Origin of the sequence: Clostridium sp. SGI.024 (genome assembly GCF_050315195.1) — a bacterium.
Lineage (GTDB): Bacteria > Bacillota > Clostridia > Clostridiales > Clostridiaceae > Clostridium.
In genome coordinates this window covers 25,457-43,577 of the sequence record NZ_JBNPON010000013.1, presented here as the reverse complement: position 1 = coordinate 43,577, position 18,121 = coordinate 25,457, and the positions used below count along the sequence as shown (strand labels likewise).

At 27.7% G+C, this 18,121-nt stretch carries 27 protein-coding genes; 2 read left to right on the top strand and 25 right to left on the bottom strand.

Translation table 11 applies throughout. The features are described from left to right. Positions 1 to 2: 2 nt before the first annotated feature. The 22 genes from ACQRD5_RS06235 to ACQRD5_RS06130 all read right to left on the bottom strand — a co-directional run bounded on the left by ACQRD5_RS06235 (position 3) and on the right by ACQRD5_RS06130 (position 13,253). The gene (locus ACQRD5_RS06235; RefSeq protein WP_427746620.1) at positions 3 to 1,295 is read right to left on the bottom strand and encodes a TrkH family potassium uptake protein; all 1,293 of its coding nucleotides are present in this window, start codon (positions 1,293 to 1,295) and stop codon (positions 3 to 5) included. 515 nt (positions 1,296 to 1,810) lie between these two features. Beyond that, positions 1,811 to 2,194 (bottom strand): hypothetical protein, encoded by a 384-nt coding sequence (locus ACQRD5_RS06230; RefSeq protein ID WP_294170782.1) that lies wholly within the window; start codon positions 2,192 to 2,194, stop codon positions 1,811 to 1,813. Between the two features lie 44 nt (positions 2,195 to 2,238). Next, positions 2,239 to 2,940, bottom strand: coding sequence for a hypothetical protein (locus ACQRD5_RS06225; RefSeq protein ID WP_294170780.1), 702 nt, complete (start codon positions 2,938 to 2,940; stop codon positions 2,239 to 2,241). Between the two features lie 36 nt (positions 2,941 to 2,976). Further along, a complete protein-coding gene (locus ACQRD5_RS06220) occupies positions 2,977 to 3,159 on the bottom strand; it encodes a hypothetical protein (RefSeq protein WP_320902043.1) in 183 nt (60 codons plus the stop codon). Then, positions 3,120 to 3,296 carry a Rha family transcriptional regulator gene (locus tag ACQRD5_RS06215; RefSeq protein WP_294170773.1) on the bottom strand — a complete coding sequence of 59 codons (177 nt, stop codon included), beginning with the start codon at positions 3,294 to 3,296 and terminating at the stop codon, positions 3,120 to 3,122. The genes ACQRD5_RS06220 and ACQRD5_RS06215 overlap by 40 nt, the downstream gene beginning before the upstream one ends. A gap of 28 nt (positions 3,297 to 3,324) precedes the next feature. After that, positions 3,325 to 4,149, bottom strand: coding sequence for a BRO family protein (locus ACQRD5_RS06210; RefSeq protein ID WP_427746619.1), 825 nt, complete (start codon positions 4,147 to 4,149; stop codon positions 3,325 to 3,327). Positions 4,150 to 4,367: 218 nt separating this feature from the next. Continuing rightward, the gene (locus tag ACQRD5_RS06205; protein ID WP_320901421.1) at positions 4,368 to 5,075 is read right to left on the bottom strand and encodes a sigma-70 family RNA polymerase sigma factor; all 708 of its coding nucleotides are present in this window, start codon (positions 5,073 to 5,075) and stop codon (positions 4,368 to 4,370) included. 120 nt (positions 5,076 to 5,195) lie between these two features. Next, complete coding sequence (locus ACQRD5_RS06200; protein WP_294170767.1) at positions 5,196 to 5,507, bottom strand: hypothetical protein; 312 nt, start codon at positions 5,505 to 5,507, stop codon at positions 5,196 to 5,198. Then, entirely contained in the window at positions 5,497 to 5,706 is a 210-nt protein-coding gene (locus ACQRD5_RS06195) for a hypothetical protein (protein WP_294170766.1), read from the bottom strand. Before ACQRD5_RS06195 ends, ACQRD5_RS06200 begins: the two co-directional genes overlap by 11 nt. A gap of 92 nt (positions 5,707 to 5,798) precedes the next feature. Next, on the bottom strand, positions 5,799 to 5,927 hold the full coding sequence (locus tag ACQRD5_RS06190) for a hypothetical protein (protein WP_294170763.1): 129 nt from the start codon (positions 5,925 to 5,927) through the stop codon (positions 5,799 to 5,801). Between the two features lie 12 nt (positions 5,928 to 5,939). Continuing rightward, on the bottom strand, positions 5,940 to 6,635 hold the full coding sequence (locus ACQRD5_RS06185; protein ID WP_320901418.1) for a hypothetical protein: 696 nt from the start codon (positions 6,633 to 6,635) through the stop codon (positions 5,940 to 5,942). Next, the gene (locus tag ACQRD5_RS06180) at positions 6,632 to 6,778 is read right to left on the bottom strand and encodes a hypothetical protein (RefSeq protein WP_294170759.1); all 147 of its coding nucleotides are present in this window, start codon (positions 6,776 to 6,778) and stop codon (positions 6,632 to 6,634) included. Before ACQRD5_RS06180 ends, ACQRD5_RS06185 begins: the two co-directional genes overlap by 4 nt. A gap of 221 nt (positions 6,779 to 6,999) precedes the next feature. Then, positions 7,000 to 8,112 (bottom strand): hypothetical protein, encoded by a 1,113-nt coding sequence (locus ACQRD5_RS06175; protein ID WP_291624819.1) that lies wholly within the window; start codon positions 8,110 to 8,112, stop codon positions 7,000 to 7,002. A gap of 36 nt (positions 8,113 to 8,148) precedes the next feature. Beyond that, a complete protein-coding gene (locus ACQRD5_RS06170; protein ID WP_291624817.1) occupies positions 8,149 to 8,292 on the bottom strand; it encodes a hypothetical protein in 144 nt (47 codons plus the stop codon). Positions 8,293 to 8,302: 10 nt separating this feature from the next. Further along, positions 8,303 to 8,614, bottom strand: coding sequence for an ImmA/IrrE family metallo-endopeptidase (locus ACQRD5_RS06165; protein ID WP_291624815.1), 312 nt, complete (start codon positions 8,612 to 8,614; stop codon positions 8,303 to 8,305). Positions 8,615 to 8,632: 18 nt separating this feature from the next. Continuing rightward, positions 8,633 to 8,950 carry a hypothetical protein gene (locus ACQRD5_RS06160; protein WP_320901414.1) on the bottom strand — a complete coding sequence of 106 codons (318 nt, stop codon included), beginning with the start codon at positions 8,948 to 8,950 and terminating at the stop codon, positions 8,633 to 8,635. A gap of 130 nt (positions 8,951 to 9,080) precedes the next feature. Next, entirely contained in the window at positions 9,081 to 9,296 is a 216-nt protein-coding gene (locus ACQRD5_RS06155; protein WP_291624812.1) for a hypothetical protein, read from the bottom strand. Continuing rightward, positions 9,297 to 9,533, bottom strand: coding sequence for a hypothetical protein (locus tag ACQRD5_RS06150; protein WP_320901413.1), 237 nt, complete (start codon positions 9,531 to 9,533; stop codon positions 9,297 to 9,299). Positions 9,534 to 9,835: 302 nt separating this feature from the next. After that, positions 9,836 to 12,247, bottom strand: a complete 2,412-nt coding sequence (locus ACQRD5_RS06145) for a virulence-associated E family protein (protein ID WP_320901412.1) — start codon at positions 12,245 to 12,247, stop codon at positions 9,836 to 9,838. A 118-nt stretch (positions 12,248 to 12,365) separates the two neighbouring features. Beyond that, on the bottom strand, positions 12,366 to 12,545 hold the full coding sequence (locus ACQRD5_RS06140) for a hypothetical protein (RefSeq protein ID WP_320901410.1): 180 nt from the start codon (positions 12,543 to 12,545) through the stop codon (positions 12,366 to 12,368). 10 nt (positions 12,546 to 12,555) lie between these two features. Further along, complete coding sequence (locus tag ACQRD5_RS06135) at positions 12,556 to 12,843, bottom strand: helix-turn-helix domain-containing protein (RefSeq protein WP_291624801.1); 288 nt, start codon at positions 12,841 to 12,843, stop codon at positions 12,556 to 12,558. A 206-nt stretch (positions 12,844 to 13,049) separates the two neighbouring features. Then, on the bottom strand, positions 13,050 to 13,253 hold the full coding sequence (locus ACQRD5_RS06130; protein ID WP_291624799.1) for a helix-turn-helix domain-containing protein: 204 nt from the start codon (positions 13,251 to 13,253) through the stop codon (positions 13,050 to 13,052). A gap of 130 nt (positions 13,254 to 13,383) precedes the next feature. On the opposite strand from ACQRD5_RS06130, the gene ACQRD5_RS06125 reads away from it, so the two are divergent. Further along, positions 13,384 to 13,869, top strand: a complete 486-nt coding sequence (locus tag ACQRD5_RS06125; protein ID WP_291624797.1) for a helix-turn-helix domain-containing protein — start codon at positions 13,384 to 13,386, stop codon at positions 13,867 to 13,869. 82 nt (positions 13,870 to 13,951) lie between these two features. Continuing rightward, entirely contained in the window at positions 13,952 to 15,118 is a 1,167-nt protein-coding gene (locus tag ACQRD5_RS06120) for a site-specific integrase (RefSeq protein ID WP_320901407.1), read from the top strand. A 133-nt stretch (positions 15,119 to 15,251) separates the two neighbouring features. Here the strand turns inward: ACQRD5_RS06120 and ACQRD5_RS06115 are convergent, their stop codons facing one another. The 3 genes from ACQRD5_RS06115 to ACQRD5_RS06105 form a co-directional block, all read right to left on the bottom strand. After that, a complete protein-coding gene (locus tag ACQRD5_RS06115) occupies positions 15,252 to 15,989 on the bottom strand; it encodes a YebC/PmpR family DNA-binding transcriptional regulator (RefSeq protein WP_320901405.1) in 738 nt (245 codons plus the stop codon). Positions 15,990 to 16,067: 78 nt separating this feature from the next. After that, a complete protein-coding gene (locus ACQRD5_RS06110) occupies positions 16,068 to 16,715 on the bottom strand; it encodes a YigZ family protein (RefSeq protein WP_291624792.1) in 648 nt (215 codons plus the stop codon). Then, positions 16,712 to 18,115: a PLP-dependent aminotransferase family protein gene (locus ACQRD5_RS06105; protein WP_291624790.1), complete on the bottom strand. Its 1,404-nt coding sequence runs from the start codon at positions 18,113 to 18,115 to the stop codon at positions 16,712 to 16,714. The genes ACQRD5_RS06110 and ACQRD5_RS06105 overlap by 4 nt, the downstream gene beginning before the upstream one ends. Positions 18,116 to 18,121 lie beyond the last annotated feature (6 nt).

Sequence of the window (18,121 nt, the reverse complement as noted above, 5' to 3'; positions counted from 1 at the left end):
TCCTATCCAATTATAACTGCTTCTTCTGAATAACAAGCATTTGATGGTTCTTTAACTAGCCATATACTTGCCATAGTCATTGGTCCTAGTCTACCAATAAACATAATAATAGATATAATTATTTTACTTAAGTCTTTAAGATCTGGAGTAATTCCAGTAGATAATCCTACTGTACCAAAAGCACTAGTAACCTCAACTAATAATTGAATAAATGTACGCCCTGGTTCTAATATACTTAATAGAAATACCCCAAAACAAACTACCATAATAGCAAGTACAAATATATTAAAAGCTTTAAAAATAACAGCTGATGGTATTTTTCTTTTAAAGGATTCACAATTTTTATTTGTAGATGTACTATATATACTCTTAATTAAAGTAAATATTGTAGTAGTTTTTATACCTCCACCTGTTGACCCTGGGGAAGCTCCAATAAACATTAAAACAGTTAAAGTAAATAATCCTGCATTTGTAAAACTCCCAAGATTATAAGTACTAAATCCAGCTGTTCTTGCAGAAGTACTAAAGAAAAATGCACCAAGCCATGATATATCTTCAGTTGCTTTAAGTAATATAGTCCCTACTACAAGTAAAATAGCTGTTACAGTTATAACTACCTTTGTATGTAGGCTGAATTTTTTGAATTTTTTTACCATAATTATTTCTTTAATAACTAAAAATCCTAATCCTCCAAAAATAATTAGTCCACATGTAGTTAAATTTAATAATACATTACTTTGATATGGTATTAGATTTCTAAGTCCACCTAGAATATCAAAACCAGAATTATTAAATGCTGCTATAGAATGGAATACACTTATTCCTAATGCATCTAATGGGCTATAGTCTTTTGAAAATACTAAATAACTTAGTATTGCTCCAACCACTTCAAAACTCAAAGTAACTAATAAAACAGATTTAACAAGTTTTACAAGCCCCTTCATTGAATCAAGATTCATAGATTCTTTAATTAATACTCTTTCTTTTATTCCAACTTTTCTTCCCATAAGCAAGATGAAGCCAACACCAACTGAAGTAACTCCTAGTCCACCTACTTGAATTAATAATGCTACTACTGCTCGTCCAAACACAGTAAATGTATCAGCAGTATCAATAGCAATTAGTCCTGTTACACAGACTGCACTAGTTGATGTAAATAAAGCATCTACCCAAGATACAGTTACGCCTTCACGAATTGATATAGGTAATTTTAAAAGTATAGTTCCAATCACTATTACAGAAAAAAATCCCAAAACAATTATTCTGCCCGGGCTCAAATTTTTAAATATTTTCATATGCAGCTCTCCTTTAAGCTATGTAACTGAATAAATATAACGCTATTCATTCACCTTATTTAGAATAATTATATATTCCATAATTTACACTGTCAATTTCAGTATTTTTATTGAAATTACTATTATATGGCTAAAATACGCAAATAAATTAATTTAAATATATTTTATTCATAAAATATTTAAAATACACTTATTTTTGTTAATATATATTTAAAATCCATCTAATTATTATGTATTTTCCAGTAAAAAAATAGAACTACTTAAAGTAGTTCCATTTTTTCTATTCATCCCATCCTTCAGGGAGGGGTAATGCTAACCTATTATATATTAGAATATTCTTAAAATGGCTTATTTACTGAATTTATAAATTATTTTTCATTATAAAAAATTATAATATTTTATTCTATAAGGGGCAAAAAAGGGGGCAAAAATTAATTGCCTTCTTAACATATCAATACTTGTAAGATTGACTTTATTACTAGGTTTCAATACCTTTCAATAAGGGCATTTTTCTTTTACTCATATAAGTCATATTCATCTAAAAATATCTCCATCCCATAATGACTCATGTAATCTTGTATATCATATAAATTGCTACTTAACATTTCATATGATGTTGGTCTAGTTTGTTTGGCAAATGCTTCATATATTCCATTACAATATGTACTGTAAAGTTTATTATTCTCTACATATTTACTAACTTTAGATTTATTATAATAATCAAATTCACTCTTCATATATTTTCTTATTTCTTTAAGTATTTCCATAGCTCCTTTTTTATCATTCTTGCTAAGAAACTCAAATCCTTTCTCAGACATACTTACATAGTAATCTATATGCTCTCTCATTTCTTCTTTATCTATTTTTCTTTTATCAAATTCTAATATTATATTTTTCATATAATATCCTCCTTAAAAATCCTAAAATAAAGTATTTTTATATATTATTTATTATAATAATCTTTTAAGCTTTCATCATATACACTTTTCATAAATCCAATAAGCTCATTAAATTCTTTAGAACTTAATTTATTTTGCAATGAATCATACGCACTAACTTTTTTAAAAATTAAAGTAAAATTATCATTATTATATAAAGAATATTCATTAAATATTGCATATTTTACTGATTTAAATACTCTTTCTATCACTTTCATATTATCTACATTCTTTCCCGCTTCAATAAGTTCTTCATATTTTCCATCAGAATACTCAATATACTCCCCATATCTACTCTCTATCAACTCCTCAGAAACTTCATTCCCTTTAATCTCAAAATCTAATTTTCTATTGCACTTTTCTGTTTCTAGTATAAAATAATCCCAGTTAATATCTCCTCTTCTATATAATTTCAACTGTTTTGGTAAAACACGATATACTCCCTGAGCTATTAAATCAATAAATCCTGATTCACTTGATAATTTACAATCATTAAAATGATTTCCCCCACTTAAAGGTAAAAACAGATGAGTATCCTCTTTGCCTATTTCTTTTAAAATATTTACTATTGAGTTAATATTTTTCCATGTATAACACTCTCCTTCTTTCTCAAAATCATTAAATTTATTTACTACTATTTCTATTTTATTTAGCCAATGTTTTTCATATTTTTTCTGCAAATCAATATTTCTTTTAATAAAATCCATCTATATCACTCCTTCTTATATCATATAAAAATATTTCTACATATTTAAAAAAACTCCTTTTTTCTTTATACACTCAACTTTCTCTATAGTGTCATGAGATACTCCAGCTATCTTTGCTAGTTCATCACGAGACTTGTTACGAATCGCTGGTGCAGATTTCTGCAACTTCTTCTCTATTGTTAAAGTCCACTTATGTCTTTGTATGATGATTCTACCCAATATTTACTGGAGCCAATTTTGGCTTTAGCTAAATCTTCATTGATATTATCAATCTTTCTTAATAACTCTGTATGTCTCATTTCTATCATTTGAGCAACTTCTCTTGATGATAATTTTTGTTCAATTTGTTTATTCATTTTTATTTACCTCCTTTGAAATAATCCCCTAAATATTTAATTGCTCTATAGTTTTCTTATTAAGCTCATATTCACGCTTTAACTCTTCAGCTTCGACTATTAATTCTCTTTTTCTATTTACTAGAACCTTATTTCTATTTACTAACTCTTGCTTTATAGCTTTTCTTACTTCTAGACTTAAATTTGAGAAATAGTTATCTGTGAATTTATCTGCATTATCAACATAACCACCAGTTTTACGAATTGTAGGCAATACGTCATTAGTTACCCATTTTCTAAATGATTTACATTTTTTTGTTCTAGCTTCAAGCATAAAGTCATATAGTTGCTCTTCGGTTAAATATCTCTGTCCACTGTGGACATATGGTTTTATATCTGCATTTTCAAGAACCTTATCTATTCTCGACTTAAAGGGACGTTCATATGTTTTCGGTACACCTTGTACCGAAGTTTTTATATCTCTTTTTACATAACCTAAAGCCATTCCAGTTGAATAAATCTCAAATAATACTTGTACATATTCTTTAGATAAGTTTGGGTTATTACATATCTTAAGTAGTGCATTTGCTTTTCTAACAAGTGAGTTGTTATATCTAGCTTCAATTTCTTTTTCTTTAAGTGAGTTATCAAATTTAGATTTATCATTTGAATAACTACCTGTCTTTCTTATTTGTGGTAATACTTCATCAGTTACCCAATCTTGAAATCTCTCTGCTTCTCTCTTGTTTGATTTAAATATTAATTTGTAGACTCCACTTTCTGTTAAAAACTTTTCTCCAGCATTATTTAATTTTCGGATGTCTTTATTAAGGACATCTGAATTCTTTAATAATACAACTTGTTTATTATTCATTTTTGCTAAGTGATTTCTTACACTACTTTCATTCAAATTTTAATTTTCTAAAATATAACTCATCTTAAATTTATAGATAGCCTACAAAATTGTGGTGTAATACTTTTAACCGAATAATTTTGTTCGGTTACTTTATAAGCTGGACTACTTTTTAACTGCCGAAATTTCGGCAGTTAAACTCTAATAAAAAATCCCTTACCAGATGGCAAAGGATCCTATTACACTTTTATTCCCCAGTCCCTATATATTCCTAAATAAAAATCACTTATATATCCAAGTTCAGCAAAGTTTTTTATATTCTTAATGGTCCAGGAGCTATTCCTTAATTTCTTTAATGCATTGTATTCTATATCTCTCACTTTAGAAGCTGATACGTCTAATATTTCTCCTATTTCTTTTACTAGCATAGCTTTAGCATTCCATCCATATTTAAACTTTAATACTTGTCTCTGTTCTAATGTGTTATGAGTTATCATTAAGTCTTCTAATTCTTTTCTTAGATTATTTAAAAATATCTTTTCTTCTATATTTTCATATCCATAATCTACACCTTCTATAAGATCACCTAATTCGGTGCCTTCTTCTCCTACTGGAACATTTAAGCTGCTGCAATTATGATAAAATTCGGTATTTCCCTTCTCTTTAGTACTATTACCATTAACAGCCCTATAAATATATCTATCTATATAATAAACTGCATATGTAATGAATTTAGCTTTCTTTTCATTATTAAAGTCATATCTCTTAGCTGCTTCAATAAGTCCTAATATTCCCTCTTGAACTAAATCATCTAATTCTAGCTCTCTATTAATTCCATAATACTTATTGGCTATCTTATATATTATTCTGGAATTATCATCTATAAGCTTATCTAGTGCGTTATTATCTCCATTTTGATATAGTTGTACTAATTCCTCATTATTCATCTTATCACCTTCTTCTATCTGTAGATTAAATATACGGAGTACTTTTAGGTATTCGTCTTGTTTTGTAAAATTAATTGAGCGCATATTCGTCGTTTTGTAAAATACATTTTGTGTGCAACCTTAATTGTGTGCATTGTGTACAACATTAATATCATCTTCTAAAATATCACCTGTAAATACTACTAACTCACTTAATCCATTACCTGCAATTAATATATCCTCTATGCTATAATCATTAAGCTCTATTACTTCTAGACCATCTATTACCTTATCTATTTTCTTATATAAATCCTTGTGATGTGCTGCATTATTCTTTAATTCAAATAAGTACATACCTTCCATAACTTTTACTATGCACTTTGAATATTTAGGATTTCCTTTTATTTTATATAGATTTCTTTTAAGTTTTGATATTCTTCTATTATTTATCATTAACTAATTCCTCCAACTGTTGAACTTGTTTCTCTAATTCATCAACTCTTATACTCTGTAATATACAATTACATAAATAAGCTATTGCATTTGCCTGTTTAGGATCCATTTCATTATTAGCCACTTTATTAGTTACATTTGCTAATACTCTTCTCACTTCCTTAGGATTACTTAATCTATACCTTATTTTCTTTCCCATATGGGGGTAGTACCTCCTTTCTTTCTTAGTTATATCAACGCTTTAAGCCTATTTTTAATAGTCAAAAAGGGAGCTTTTGCCCCCAATTAATGCTAACTTTTTAGCATTTTATTAACTTCATCTAATACCTTCTGAAGTTCTTCTTCTCCAGTTGTAAACTTACCTCTAGTTCTTCTTATATACTCTATTCTTTTTTCTAAATATGCTTTTATTTCTTCCATTCTAATGTCCTCCTAAACAAAATCTTTTAAACTTACTTTTACTATCTTCTCTAAGTTTCTTTTCTCTACATTTTCAAAAATAGTATTCCATGGTATAAGTTTTGGTACTGGTGATCCTGTAGCACTTACTTCACCTACAAAGTTACACATATTACTAACTACTTGCCTTAATCCTACTACTCTTTTTATTTCAGTATCTATCTTAGTTATAAACGTATCTTTAACATCATACTTAGGTAACTCTAATCTTGCTTTATTACTATCTTTAAAGCCATTTCTAGCTTTATATTCTACTTGTACAAGTCTTATAATGTTTTTATCTAAGTAATTCTCTTTGTAATATTCTAAAAGCTCTGAATCACTCATTACTTTTAATTCTTTTTCTATTAAATTCAACTCTACTAAATCTGTAGTTGATGTTTCTGGAACTATTTCTTTGATATAATCTTCTCTTATGTTTTTTAATTCAGCTACTATATTATCTAATGTTGTTACATTGATATTTTTAATCTCTACTTTAATATCTTCCTTCTTTTCTTTTGCATATCCTAGCGAATATTTTCCAACACAAAAATCATGATGAATAGCTCCATATCTAAATAGTTTATTATCTACTTCTGTAATCATCTTGTCATAATTATTTAAGGTCAATACTACCTTATTCTCATAGTAATCTTTTCTTTCTTGCGTTACTTCTCTTAATTTCATATTATTTTTTTCTCTCCTTCGTCTTTTAAATTTTTAGCTTTATTCTCCCAGTATCTATCCTGGATTACTTTTACCTTATCTTTGTTCTTAGCTCTCCATTGTCGCATATACTCTCGTCTTGCTATCTTAGCAGCGTCACTCATTCTAACAACTCCTTAACATAAAATAAAAAAGCCATAGGATAATATTCAGCTATTAAAACTGATATATTTCCCATGGCTTTTATATGCCTTCCACTTTTTCAAGTAGGGTACTAAACTATTTATTTGTTATGTTTATCTTTACATTTATTCTACCATAAAACTTATATTGATTCTAGTATATACCTCAATAACAATCCATTATTTAGTTATAAATCATTAGCTTAATATTCCACATCCTCAAATTTATATAGCTGCTTTCTATACTCCATTAGATTATCTATATTAACTTTGTAATCTCTTGTAGGTTTATTATTAATCCAATCTATTAAATGCTCTAAGCTTAAACTTATAAAATCTCCATCAACTTTAATATCAATCCAATCAGCCATTGACATATCTATTTCATAATTACGACTTAATATCATTCTTATTAATGATCCTGTTATATCTAACTTATCTATTTCTAAATTACTCTTTCTATATAAGTCTATCTCTTCAAAATATTCCTCATGATTAAAATATGCTTTATTATCATCTAGCTTATTATGGGCTTTAATTTCTTCCCAACAATCAAATATTTTTACTCCATATCCAGGTAATACAAAATCAAGTTTTTCATAAATACGCCTAATATATCCCGCTCCAACAACCCATATTTCACTACTAGGAAATTTATTATAACAACTTATATAAATATCCTGTACTAACCTTATTTCACTTCCTAACTTATCGAGAAAATCATTCTGTTCATTGATATATACATATTCTTCGTATATGTCATCTATTTTCTCCTTAATTCTTTCGCCTTGCTCGTGTAGTTTTTGTAATTCTTCATCTTCTATCTGAAATCTATCTTTAGTTTTTATACCAAAAGCTTTTGACATAGTATCAAATCTCATCATAGTTTTTACATTATCTCTATACATCTGCTGAACATCAAACATAATTGTAGTGTTATATGTAGGGATACATTCTTCTACTATTTCAGTTTGTACTATCTCAATTTTTTCATCTATACTTGTAGTGTCTTTTTCTTGTGTCACTATATTAAATTTATTTGTAGTGTTATATTCTTCTGTCACTACTTTTTTAACACTTCTTAATTTATCTAAAACCAAATCTATATTTTCAAGACTTATACCTTTTTCTATTAATATATTTTCTATATAAATCTTCATTTCATCAGTATATAAATTAAATATATTTTCTTTTTGTAGTGTCATTATATATTTATCACTACTTTTTACTTTTCCAGTTGTCTTATCTCTGTACCTATCACACAAATAGAACTTGTATTTATTATTCTTTTTATCCTTCTTTACTGAACAAAACATATCTCACCTTCTTTGTAGTGTTATTTTTTATTGTCACTACTCTATGTCTAAATAAACCCTATAATACTTTCCAGACTTACTAGGTTTACTTATCCTTTTTATCTTAATACCTTTGGATAAGGCTTCTAATATATTAATCTTTTCTATTTCATTCTCATAACTTATTGTTATCTTTGCCATAGTGTACCTCTTATAAATCTATTGTATTGTTATCTAATGACAGTAAATCAATTATTAAATTAGCCGTTCTATTTGCTTGTTCTTCGTATTCTTCATGCAATTCACTTCTTATTGTATCGCCCTTATCTATATGTAAATATGCATGAGCTAATTCATGAGCTAATGTATATCTTAAATCATCTATATTTAACTTTGAATCTATTCCTATACGATTTCCCTTTAATAATCCTCTATGAGCTTTAAAGTCTACTAGCTTAACTTTCATATTCTTTTTATTTGCAAGTTTAATTAATTTCTTTATTACTGGATCTTTTAATATCATAATATCTAAACCTCCAAATTATAAATAATTTTCTATATTGTCTATTTCATTTAAGTATTTTAAATTAGTTAATCCAGCTGCTATACCTTCCCTTAAATAAAATCTACAAAGATTTGTCCATTCATTACAAATTGCAGTGTCAAGATCATCTAATAATTCTTGCTGCTCTTCTGATAAAGTTCCCATTAACTTATTCATTAATTCTACTGAGGTTTTATGTAATACTTGTTGTTCTTCATTAGTATCTATAAAGTTAGCCTCCTTAAACATTTGTACATGATTAAATTCACTTTCAATAATTCCATTAATTAATTTACATATCTTTTCGTAATTCATTTCCTTATCTCCCATTCATTTAATATTTGCATTTTAGGAGCCAATAGGATAAACTAAAGCTGCTAAACGATATGTTATCCTATGGATAGCTCCTTGCTTATAGGTATTGATCGTATCTATAAGCATTTTTTTATTCTAAAAACCTAATATCTTTATATGGTATTAACTCTATAACTCCATCATCAAGCTCTACTATTCCTTTTAAATCCCCATTAGTACTCCAACCATGGAAATATCCATCAACATATGAAGAATCTTCACCTATTTTAGTTTGAGTAGGTCCAGGTAAAGTCATTAAATCCCATCTTATTATAACCTCAACTTTTCTTAAATCTTCTCTCTTCATTTATATATCCTCTCTTTCTTCTATGGTATATGTTCTACGGTCGTAAGCTTCAATTAGCTTGTCTATTCTTTTATTACGTTGATATTCTACTTCTGCCTTTATATCTTCTATTCCTAACTCTACAATTCTTATAGCCTGGTCTTTTGTATATCCTTTTCTTATAAATGTACTTACTACAGTTTCTACTTCTTCAGTAAATCCTAATAATTGGTCTGTTATACACTCTATTTCATTCATAATAAAATTTATCCTTTCTCAAACTTTTATTATGGTTACATTGTAACTAACCTTGGTTACATATCTAAACCTTTATATATCAAGGCTTTAATGGTATTTTTAAAATTGTAACCATCTTTTTTATATATACGGGGGTATTATATATTTTTTTCTATTTTTTAATATTATAAATTTAAGTTTTTTATAAAAATTTATAATACATACCTATTATTAATTATTTTTAGTTACATAGTTACAAAATAGTCTTAAACCCTTGATATTACTATATTTAGATATGTAACTATCTTGTAACTATCTTGTAACTAGCGTGTAACTAAACTTATTTTTTTTCTTATATAAGCTTTTTGTACTCCATAAATTTTAAATCTATGTGACTTGTTTGATTTCTCCCAGTTTTTTATATTACTCATAATTGAAGCTATTATATTTGAATCACTTTTCTTTATATCACTTCTATTTTTTTCAAAGCATTCAACCCATATTTCAAGAATACATACTTTATCTCTCAAAATACTATTTTCCTCACTTAATTCCTCTGATCCAAATTCATCATTATTTATAAAACTTCTTCTAGCATGCATATCACGTGTATCCCAATCCTTAGGTAATCTCTTTTCGAGATATTCCTCAATTAGGCCTTGCCTGTCGTCCTTAATAACATGTTTTTCTTGTTGCTGCTCTGCTAATTTTTCTTGTTCTCTATTTAGGTATAATGGTTCTTTTAACTCTTTCCACATATAAACGGCTTCTGCCCATATCTGATCTATTGATTTTTCAAATTTGTCACTTTCAAGTATTCCTCTAACCTTTTTACCTTTAAAATTAACTGGCCAAAATCTTCTATTACCAGTATCATCTTTCAAGAATTCCTCATTGTTAGTTGTTCCAGCAAATACACATTGTCTTTTATAATAGCCTGTACTTCTTTCAAAAGCTAACCTAGTTTTATCCTCTGTTGCTGAAACAAATCTTTTAATTGCCTTGGATTCAGCTTTACTAAAAGCTTGTAATTCTCCAAATTCTATAATCCATGATCCTATAATTTTCTCTATAGCTTGGTTTCCTTCAACTTCTTGTATTGAATCTGTAAACCACTTATCCTTTGCTAATTTTTTAAAAAACGTACTCTTCCCTACTCCTTGATCGCCTATTAATACGAGCATATAATCAAACTTTATACCTGGTACAAATATTCTTGCTACAGCACCACATAGCCATTTTCTAGTAACCATCCTAGTGTACTCAATATCATCTGCTCCAAAGTAATCAATTAATAAGGTGTCTATTCTATTAACTCCATCCCATGTTAAAGAATTTAAATATTCTTTAGGCGGATTAATAGCTTTACTTTGAATATTTGCTATTAATATTTTTCTTAAGCGTTCATCACTTACAGTAACACCATAAGTTTCTTCTATATAAATGCACATACTCATATAATCTGAATCTTGTAAAGATGATTTTATATCGGACCTTCCCCAAGGTAATTCTCCTATAACTTTAGATTTATTAGAAAATTCATCATAAACTATCTTTTCCTTTAAATTGGAGTCATTTTCTATTATCATTTTTATATTGGAATAATTATTCTTTATTGCGCCTTTTGAAGTTACTTCTAACTTTTCAAGCCACTTTAAATCATCATTTTTAAAATCTTCTTGAGCTTCTATGACTTTTTCTTTTATAAGTTCTCCTTTTACTTTGGTATCTGCTTTTACGAACTCACACATTTTTTCAAATGACTTTAAATCTTTCGTTTCAATGTCATCCGATTTGTTTTTATCTAACTCTCCAAATTTATGGATTCTTATTAAGTCAAAGGCATTACACAAAGTATTTGAAGCTGGATCCGTACCATGATGACTATAACTAAATTTATCATCATATATTTTTACTCCTCCAGTTGTACTCCCTAGTGCATATGTGTATCTAGTATCATCTGCACCTGGTATATAAATATCTTCTAAGAACTCACTTATAGCTTCTGTTATACAATAGGCCCTACAGAAAGCCCCTATAATTCCTTTTTTAGTTAAAGGATCTTGTTGTTTATTTAGCTCTTTTTTGATATGGTCCTTTTCCCTAATACTTGTTGGCCATGAACTCACATCTTCCCAACCAAAAGTATATTCATTTAAAATATCATCAGCTTTTAAAAATTCTATATCTTCGGATGAGCATTTAAATATATATTCCCCATCAATCGGAGTTGATGGCCAATACATCATTCTTTCAGGATCATGAGTAGTTTTATCAAAGATTTCTATATTAATTTTACTTGCTACCATTCTAGAAATAGCTTGATATTCATCTGTTTTCATTTCTCTATCAGTAGGTATAATTAATCTATATCTTTGATAATCTGCTCTATGAGAATGAGTTGAGTATAAACAATAAGCATAATCTAAATTGCTCAGTAATTCGTCTATATCATCTGAATAATAATCTATATCTAGGGTTAATAAACTCCTGTTTAATATATCAGTCTTTAACCTTCTATTTCCCTTAAGCTCTCCTGCGACGAATCCTCCTACATCTTTAATCCTATCTCTATCAACCTTAGCCATATTTTTATATTCTTCTTCTGTTTCATTTGTTCTTTTAGTCTGAGATAACTTTTTAACTAAACTATCCCATGATATTTCTTCCTTCTTCCAATATTTCGATTTGCTACTTTTCCCTGTTGCAATTATAAAAGTCTTTTCTTTCTCCATCTAATCCCTCCAGTACTCTCTTTTGTATTCTCTAAGTTCTAACCAACTAGGAGATACGTTATTTTCTTTACAAAACTCTATATATGAAATTAGTATGTATATACTCATGCTCTACCTCCTAATACCAATAAATCACACCTGTTGGATATTCCCTAACATTTAAATAAAACTGTTCTTCTCCTGCTGCATTAACTATTCCTACAGTTAAATTCCCAGCTTCATCTACTTTGCTCCAAGATACTTTATAGTTAGTACCTTCTTCATAGATCTTCTTAAATCTTTCTAATAAATCACTCATAAACATACTCCTATTTCTTAGTTTGCTTTTCTACCCAGTCCTCTAAGCCTTTTCTAGATACATACCATTTATCATTTATTCTAAAGCTAGGAAAATCATCATCTTTAAGTAAGTTGTATATAGTGTTATTACCTACACCTAATATCTTTGCTGCTTCCTTAGGTACATATGATAACTTTTCTTCTTCATCTACTGGCTTAAAGTCTTTAAGTCTTTCTTTAACTTCTGATACTATAAAATCAACTGTTAGATTTATAAACTTTTCAAAATATGGATCTCTTTGTTGAACATTCTCCATTAATATTTACCTCCTAAAAGCTCCTTAGAGCGTTTTTACATTTAATTAGATATGTAAATACCCTTTATTCTTTAAATCAATTCTAGGCTTATTTTCATAAGCATAAATAGTATATAAAGCATTGCACTTTACTTGTGTCTTACTCCGTAATGTCTCTAGATATGAATTATTTTATATATGTTTTGAGAATTCAAATTTGAACTCTCTTATTCTTTAGTAGAAATAATTTCTGATACACCAACATTCAAAGCTTTTGCCATTAATCCAATAGTTTTAGTTGTTGGTTTTTGTCTACCATTAATAACTTTTGATACTGTAGCTCTACCTAGTCCAGTTTTTTCTACCAAATCATTAACAGATAAACATTCTTTAGCCATAGCTATTTTTAACTTACCTAAATCTAAGTTCAAAATATATTCACCCCTTTTCATCAGACACTTTTGTGTCGTTAATTTTATATTACATTACTTTTGTGTCGTTATCAATAATTATTTGACACTTTTGTGTCTTAATATGATATAATAATTTCGAGGTGATAATATGAGTATTGGAGATAATATCAAAAAATACAGAAATTTAAAAAATATAACACAATCTCAGTTGGCTGAGCTATCTTTTTGTTCAGAAAGTTCAATAAGAAAATATGAAAAAGGTATAAGAATACCAGGGTCTGAAATAATAACTAAAATAGCTGCTGCTCTTGATGTACCTGTTAGTAAATTATTAGAAGATGATACAATTAATCTTACTGATTCTAATATCGATACAGTAGATACTTATATTGATGTTATTATCGGAGTGCCAGAGCTTAAACCATTAATAACTATATTTAAAAATAAAGGATATGAATTAAGACCAAATATAAAAGGATATGATATACACCTTATTAAAGACGAAAAAATTATAGCTCAAATACCCGAAAAAGATTTTATTGAATACGGGAAAAAAATGCTTGATTTTATTAATGAATTTACTGATTTTGAATTTAGTAAATTAATAGATATGTTTGAATTTTTATCTTATTAAAATAGCCTATATTAAGCCTTATAAAGCTTTAAATATATTCGCCCCTTATAGAATATAATTTAAACTTAAGGAGGGTCTAACAATGGCTAAGACAATATATAAGAAGAAAATTAAAGGTAATAAAGAATATTATTTCTATAGATTAAGGCATGAGAATTTAAAATCACCTAAGGATATCTATGGAGCTACAGTAAAAGAATTAGAAAGTAAAATTAAGAAAATTAAATATAATCTAGAGCATGGTATTATTAATAACAAAGAATACTTTGAGCCATTCTTTACTGACTGGCTTTTTGAGGTGCATTTTACACACCTTAAACCTTCAACTAAAGAAAACTATGAAGGAGTTTATAGATTATATATAAAGAATAGTTCCCTTTCTAAAATCAAAGTAAGAGATTTAAAATTAATTGATATACAAAGATATTATAATAATCTAGTAAATAATAATTGTACTATTACCAGGATAAGAAATATCCATAAGATCATACGACCTTTTATCAGATATATTTATGATAATAATATTATTGTTAAGGACTTCTCTGGTGCAATAGTGCTACCAAAAGAAGATGAAAAAACTAAATTGTCCAAACAAAATAAAATTGTCCCATTCACATTAGATGATCAAAAAGTATTTATTGAAGCAATTAAAGGACATCATTTAGAAATGTTATTCCTTACAGCTCTTTATACTGGCTTAAGACAAGGAGAGTTATTCGCTCTTACATGGGATGATATTAATTTTGAAGAAAACTATATTGATGTAAATAAAACATATAAATATATAGCTGACGTATCTAGAGAAGGTCGTTCAAATGGATATAGCTCTATCCAAACACCTAAAACATCAAAAAGTATTAGAAAGGTACCTATACCAAAATTCTTAGTAAAAACTTTGCTTCAGTATAGAAATGAACAAAGGCTTGATAAAATAAGATGTGCTAATTTATATGTAGATAATAACTTAGTATTTTGTAATAAACTTGGAGCTTATTTAGTAGATAGTACTGTAGGTCGTCAATACAAAAATATATTAATAAAAAGTAATATATCTGATAGAAAGTTTCATGATCTTAGACATACTTATGCAACTAGATTATTTGAACTTGGAGAAGAGCCTAAAACAGTCCAGGAGCTTTTAGGTCATAGTACTGTAGCAATTACCTTAAATACTTATACCCATGTATTAGAATCAGTTAAGGAAAAAGCTATTTCAAAATTAGATAAACTTCAATCAATTCTAAAATAATAAAACCCTCTTTTCTGCTCCTTTAACTCTTCCAAAATCTATAAGGGGCAAAAAAGAGGGCAATACAAAAATATATAATAATTTATATATCCTCAAAGCTAGTAAATAAGCCAATTCTTAATATTAAATTGTATTATTCATCCCATCCTTCAGGAAATTCTGCATTGTGGTAAACTTCTTGAACATCATCATCATCATCAAGTAAGTCTAACATCTTTTGGAATTTCTTAGCATCATCTTCATTAATTTCAGTATATGTATCTGGTATCATCTTAACAGCTGCTTCTAAGAATTCTATTCCTTCAGCTTCTAATACTTCTCTAACTGTTCCAAAATCTTCTGGAGTAGTTGTTACTATAAATACTTCTTCTTCTGAAACAAAATCTTCTGCTCCTGCATCTAAAGCAAGCATCATTATTTCATCTTCATCCTTATCTTCTTTTTCAATAACAATTTCTCCTTTTTCTTGGAACATAAAGCTTACACATCCTGTAGCTCCCATATTTCCGCCACCTTTTGTAAAGGCACTTCTTACATTTCCTGCTGATCTATTTTTATTATCTGTTAAAGTCTCTACAATTACAGCAACTCCTGATGGACCATAACCCTCGTAAACTATCTTTTCATAATTAACTCCTGAAAGTTCTCCTGAAGCTTTTTTAATTGATCTAGTTATTGTATCATTAGGCATATTAGCAGCCTTTGCCTTAGCAATTACATCTCTTAATTTTGGATTAGTGTCGGGAACAGGACCACCATTTTTAACTGCTATTACAATTTCTTTACCTAATTTAGTAAATATTTTTCCTCTTTTAGCATCTGCTTTACCTTTTTTATTTTGTATATTATGCCACTTTGAATGTCCTGACATCTTTACTCCTCCCAACATTAATAAATATTTTATAAATACAGTGGAATTATATCATAATTACTTTATTATTACAAATTCCTAAATCAATTTATACAACCTATTTTCTTCTTTAAAATATATATCTTCATCTCTTTTATTTATTATTATTTTACCATTAGAAATTTCTATAGCAGTTTTTTCAATTATTTTTGATAATTCAACCTCTGCTAATATATGAACCACAACTTTATCCGTATATTCTACTTCTTCAATATACCAATTGTTTTCATTACATTTATATTGTATTTTCCCAAGCATATCATAATCCATACAAAGTAATAATCTAACACCTTTAACCTTTTCTACTATACCACCAGCTTTTAAAGCTACAGATGCACCTTTTGTATATGCTCTAGTTAAACCTCCAGCTCCAAGTAGTATTCCGCCAAAATATCTGGTTACTACTACTGCACAATCAGTAATATTACTTTTTTTCATTACCTCTAATATAGGTATTCCCGCAGTACCTTGTGGCTCACCATCATCACTATATCTTTGAATCCCCATATTTTCACCAATTACATAAGCGAAGCAATTATGAGTTGCTTGTTTATGCATATTTTTTATCTCTGCTACAAAGGATTTTGCTTCCTCTTCACTTTCACATCTTTTTGCATAACCTATAAATTCTGATTTTTTTTCTATAAATCTATCTTCTCCAAAATCTCTTATAGTAACATAACTCATTTAAGTTCCTCCTTAATTAAATTTATTCCTTCAACAATTTTCTTTTTACTTGCCTGTGAGAAACTAATTCTAAAAAAGTAATCTCCATCACTTGAATCTTTAAACAAAATAGTTCCTGGTGTAATAAATAAATTTTTCTTTTTTAATCTATAAAATAAATCTGTTGACTTTATATTTTTATTTTTAATTTCCAAATAAAAATATAGACCTCCCTTTGGATCAATATATGAAACCTTATCTGAAAGTTCTTTGTCTATTAATTCTTTCATTAATAAATATTTTTCTTTATACATCCTTTGTTGATAATCTATATTTTTTTTCCAAAGACCTTCACTAATATATAATTCTAAAGCTCTTTGCATAAGACTAGATGTTGAAATATCAGTGTTAATCTTAGAACTTTGAATAATTTCATTAAATGATGATGGAGTAATCATATACCCAAGCCTTATACCTGGTAAAAATATTTTAGAAAAACTTTTTATATATATTACTCTGTCATGCTTATCTAAACTTTTAAGTGGCTTATGCTTAATATTATTATCATATATAAGCTCTGATAAATAATCATCTTCTATAATATAAAAGTCATACTTATTTGCAAGCTCTAATAATTTTATTTTCTTTTCCAAACTATAGCTTACTCCTGTTGGATTATGAAAGTAGCTCATTGTATAAAAACAACTTATATTATTCTTTTTTAACACTTCTTCTAGTTTTAATAAATCTATACCGTCTTCTTCTAACTCCAATTCAAATATATTAGCTCTTCTCCATTTAAATACTGAAATAGCTCCTCCATAGGTAGGCTTTTCTACTACCACATTATCATTTATATTTACTATTGCTTTTGAAGCTATATCAATTCCTTGTTGAGCTCCTGAAACTATTAAAATATTGTTTAAATCTAATTTTTCATTCCAAAAAGCCTTATTTATGGTTTTCCTTAAATTTTCATAACCAAGAGCTTCCTTATTTATTAAAGCATTAGCTCCATCTCTATCTAAAACTTTATTAATTACATGTTTAAAATCTTCTATTGGAAAATAAACATCTGAATTGGTTTCCCCAGTAAAATCTATTATATGTTTTAAGTCATCTGAAGATAATTCCTTAAATATCTTTGAATATTCTCTATTAAGTGAAGAAATGGTTTCTCTTCTTTTAGCATAAGTCCCAGAACCTACTTTTTGATATGCATATCCATCAGCTTTTAACTTTTTATAAGCATTAACTATAGTTACTTTATTTACATTCAAAAAATCACAAAGTTCTCTAATAGTAGGTAGCTTTTCCCCATCCTTTATATATCTATTATCTATTAATTTTTTTATATGTCCTGCAATTTGAATATACTTAGGAATTTCTTCCTCAAAATATATTTTAAATAATTCCTTCATAAAACC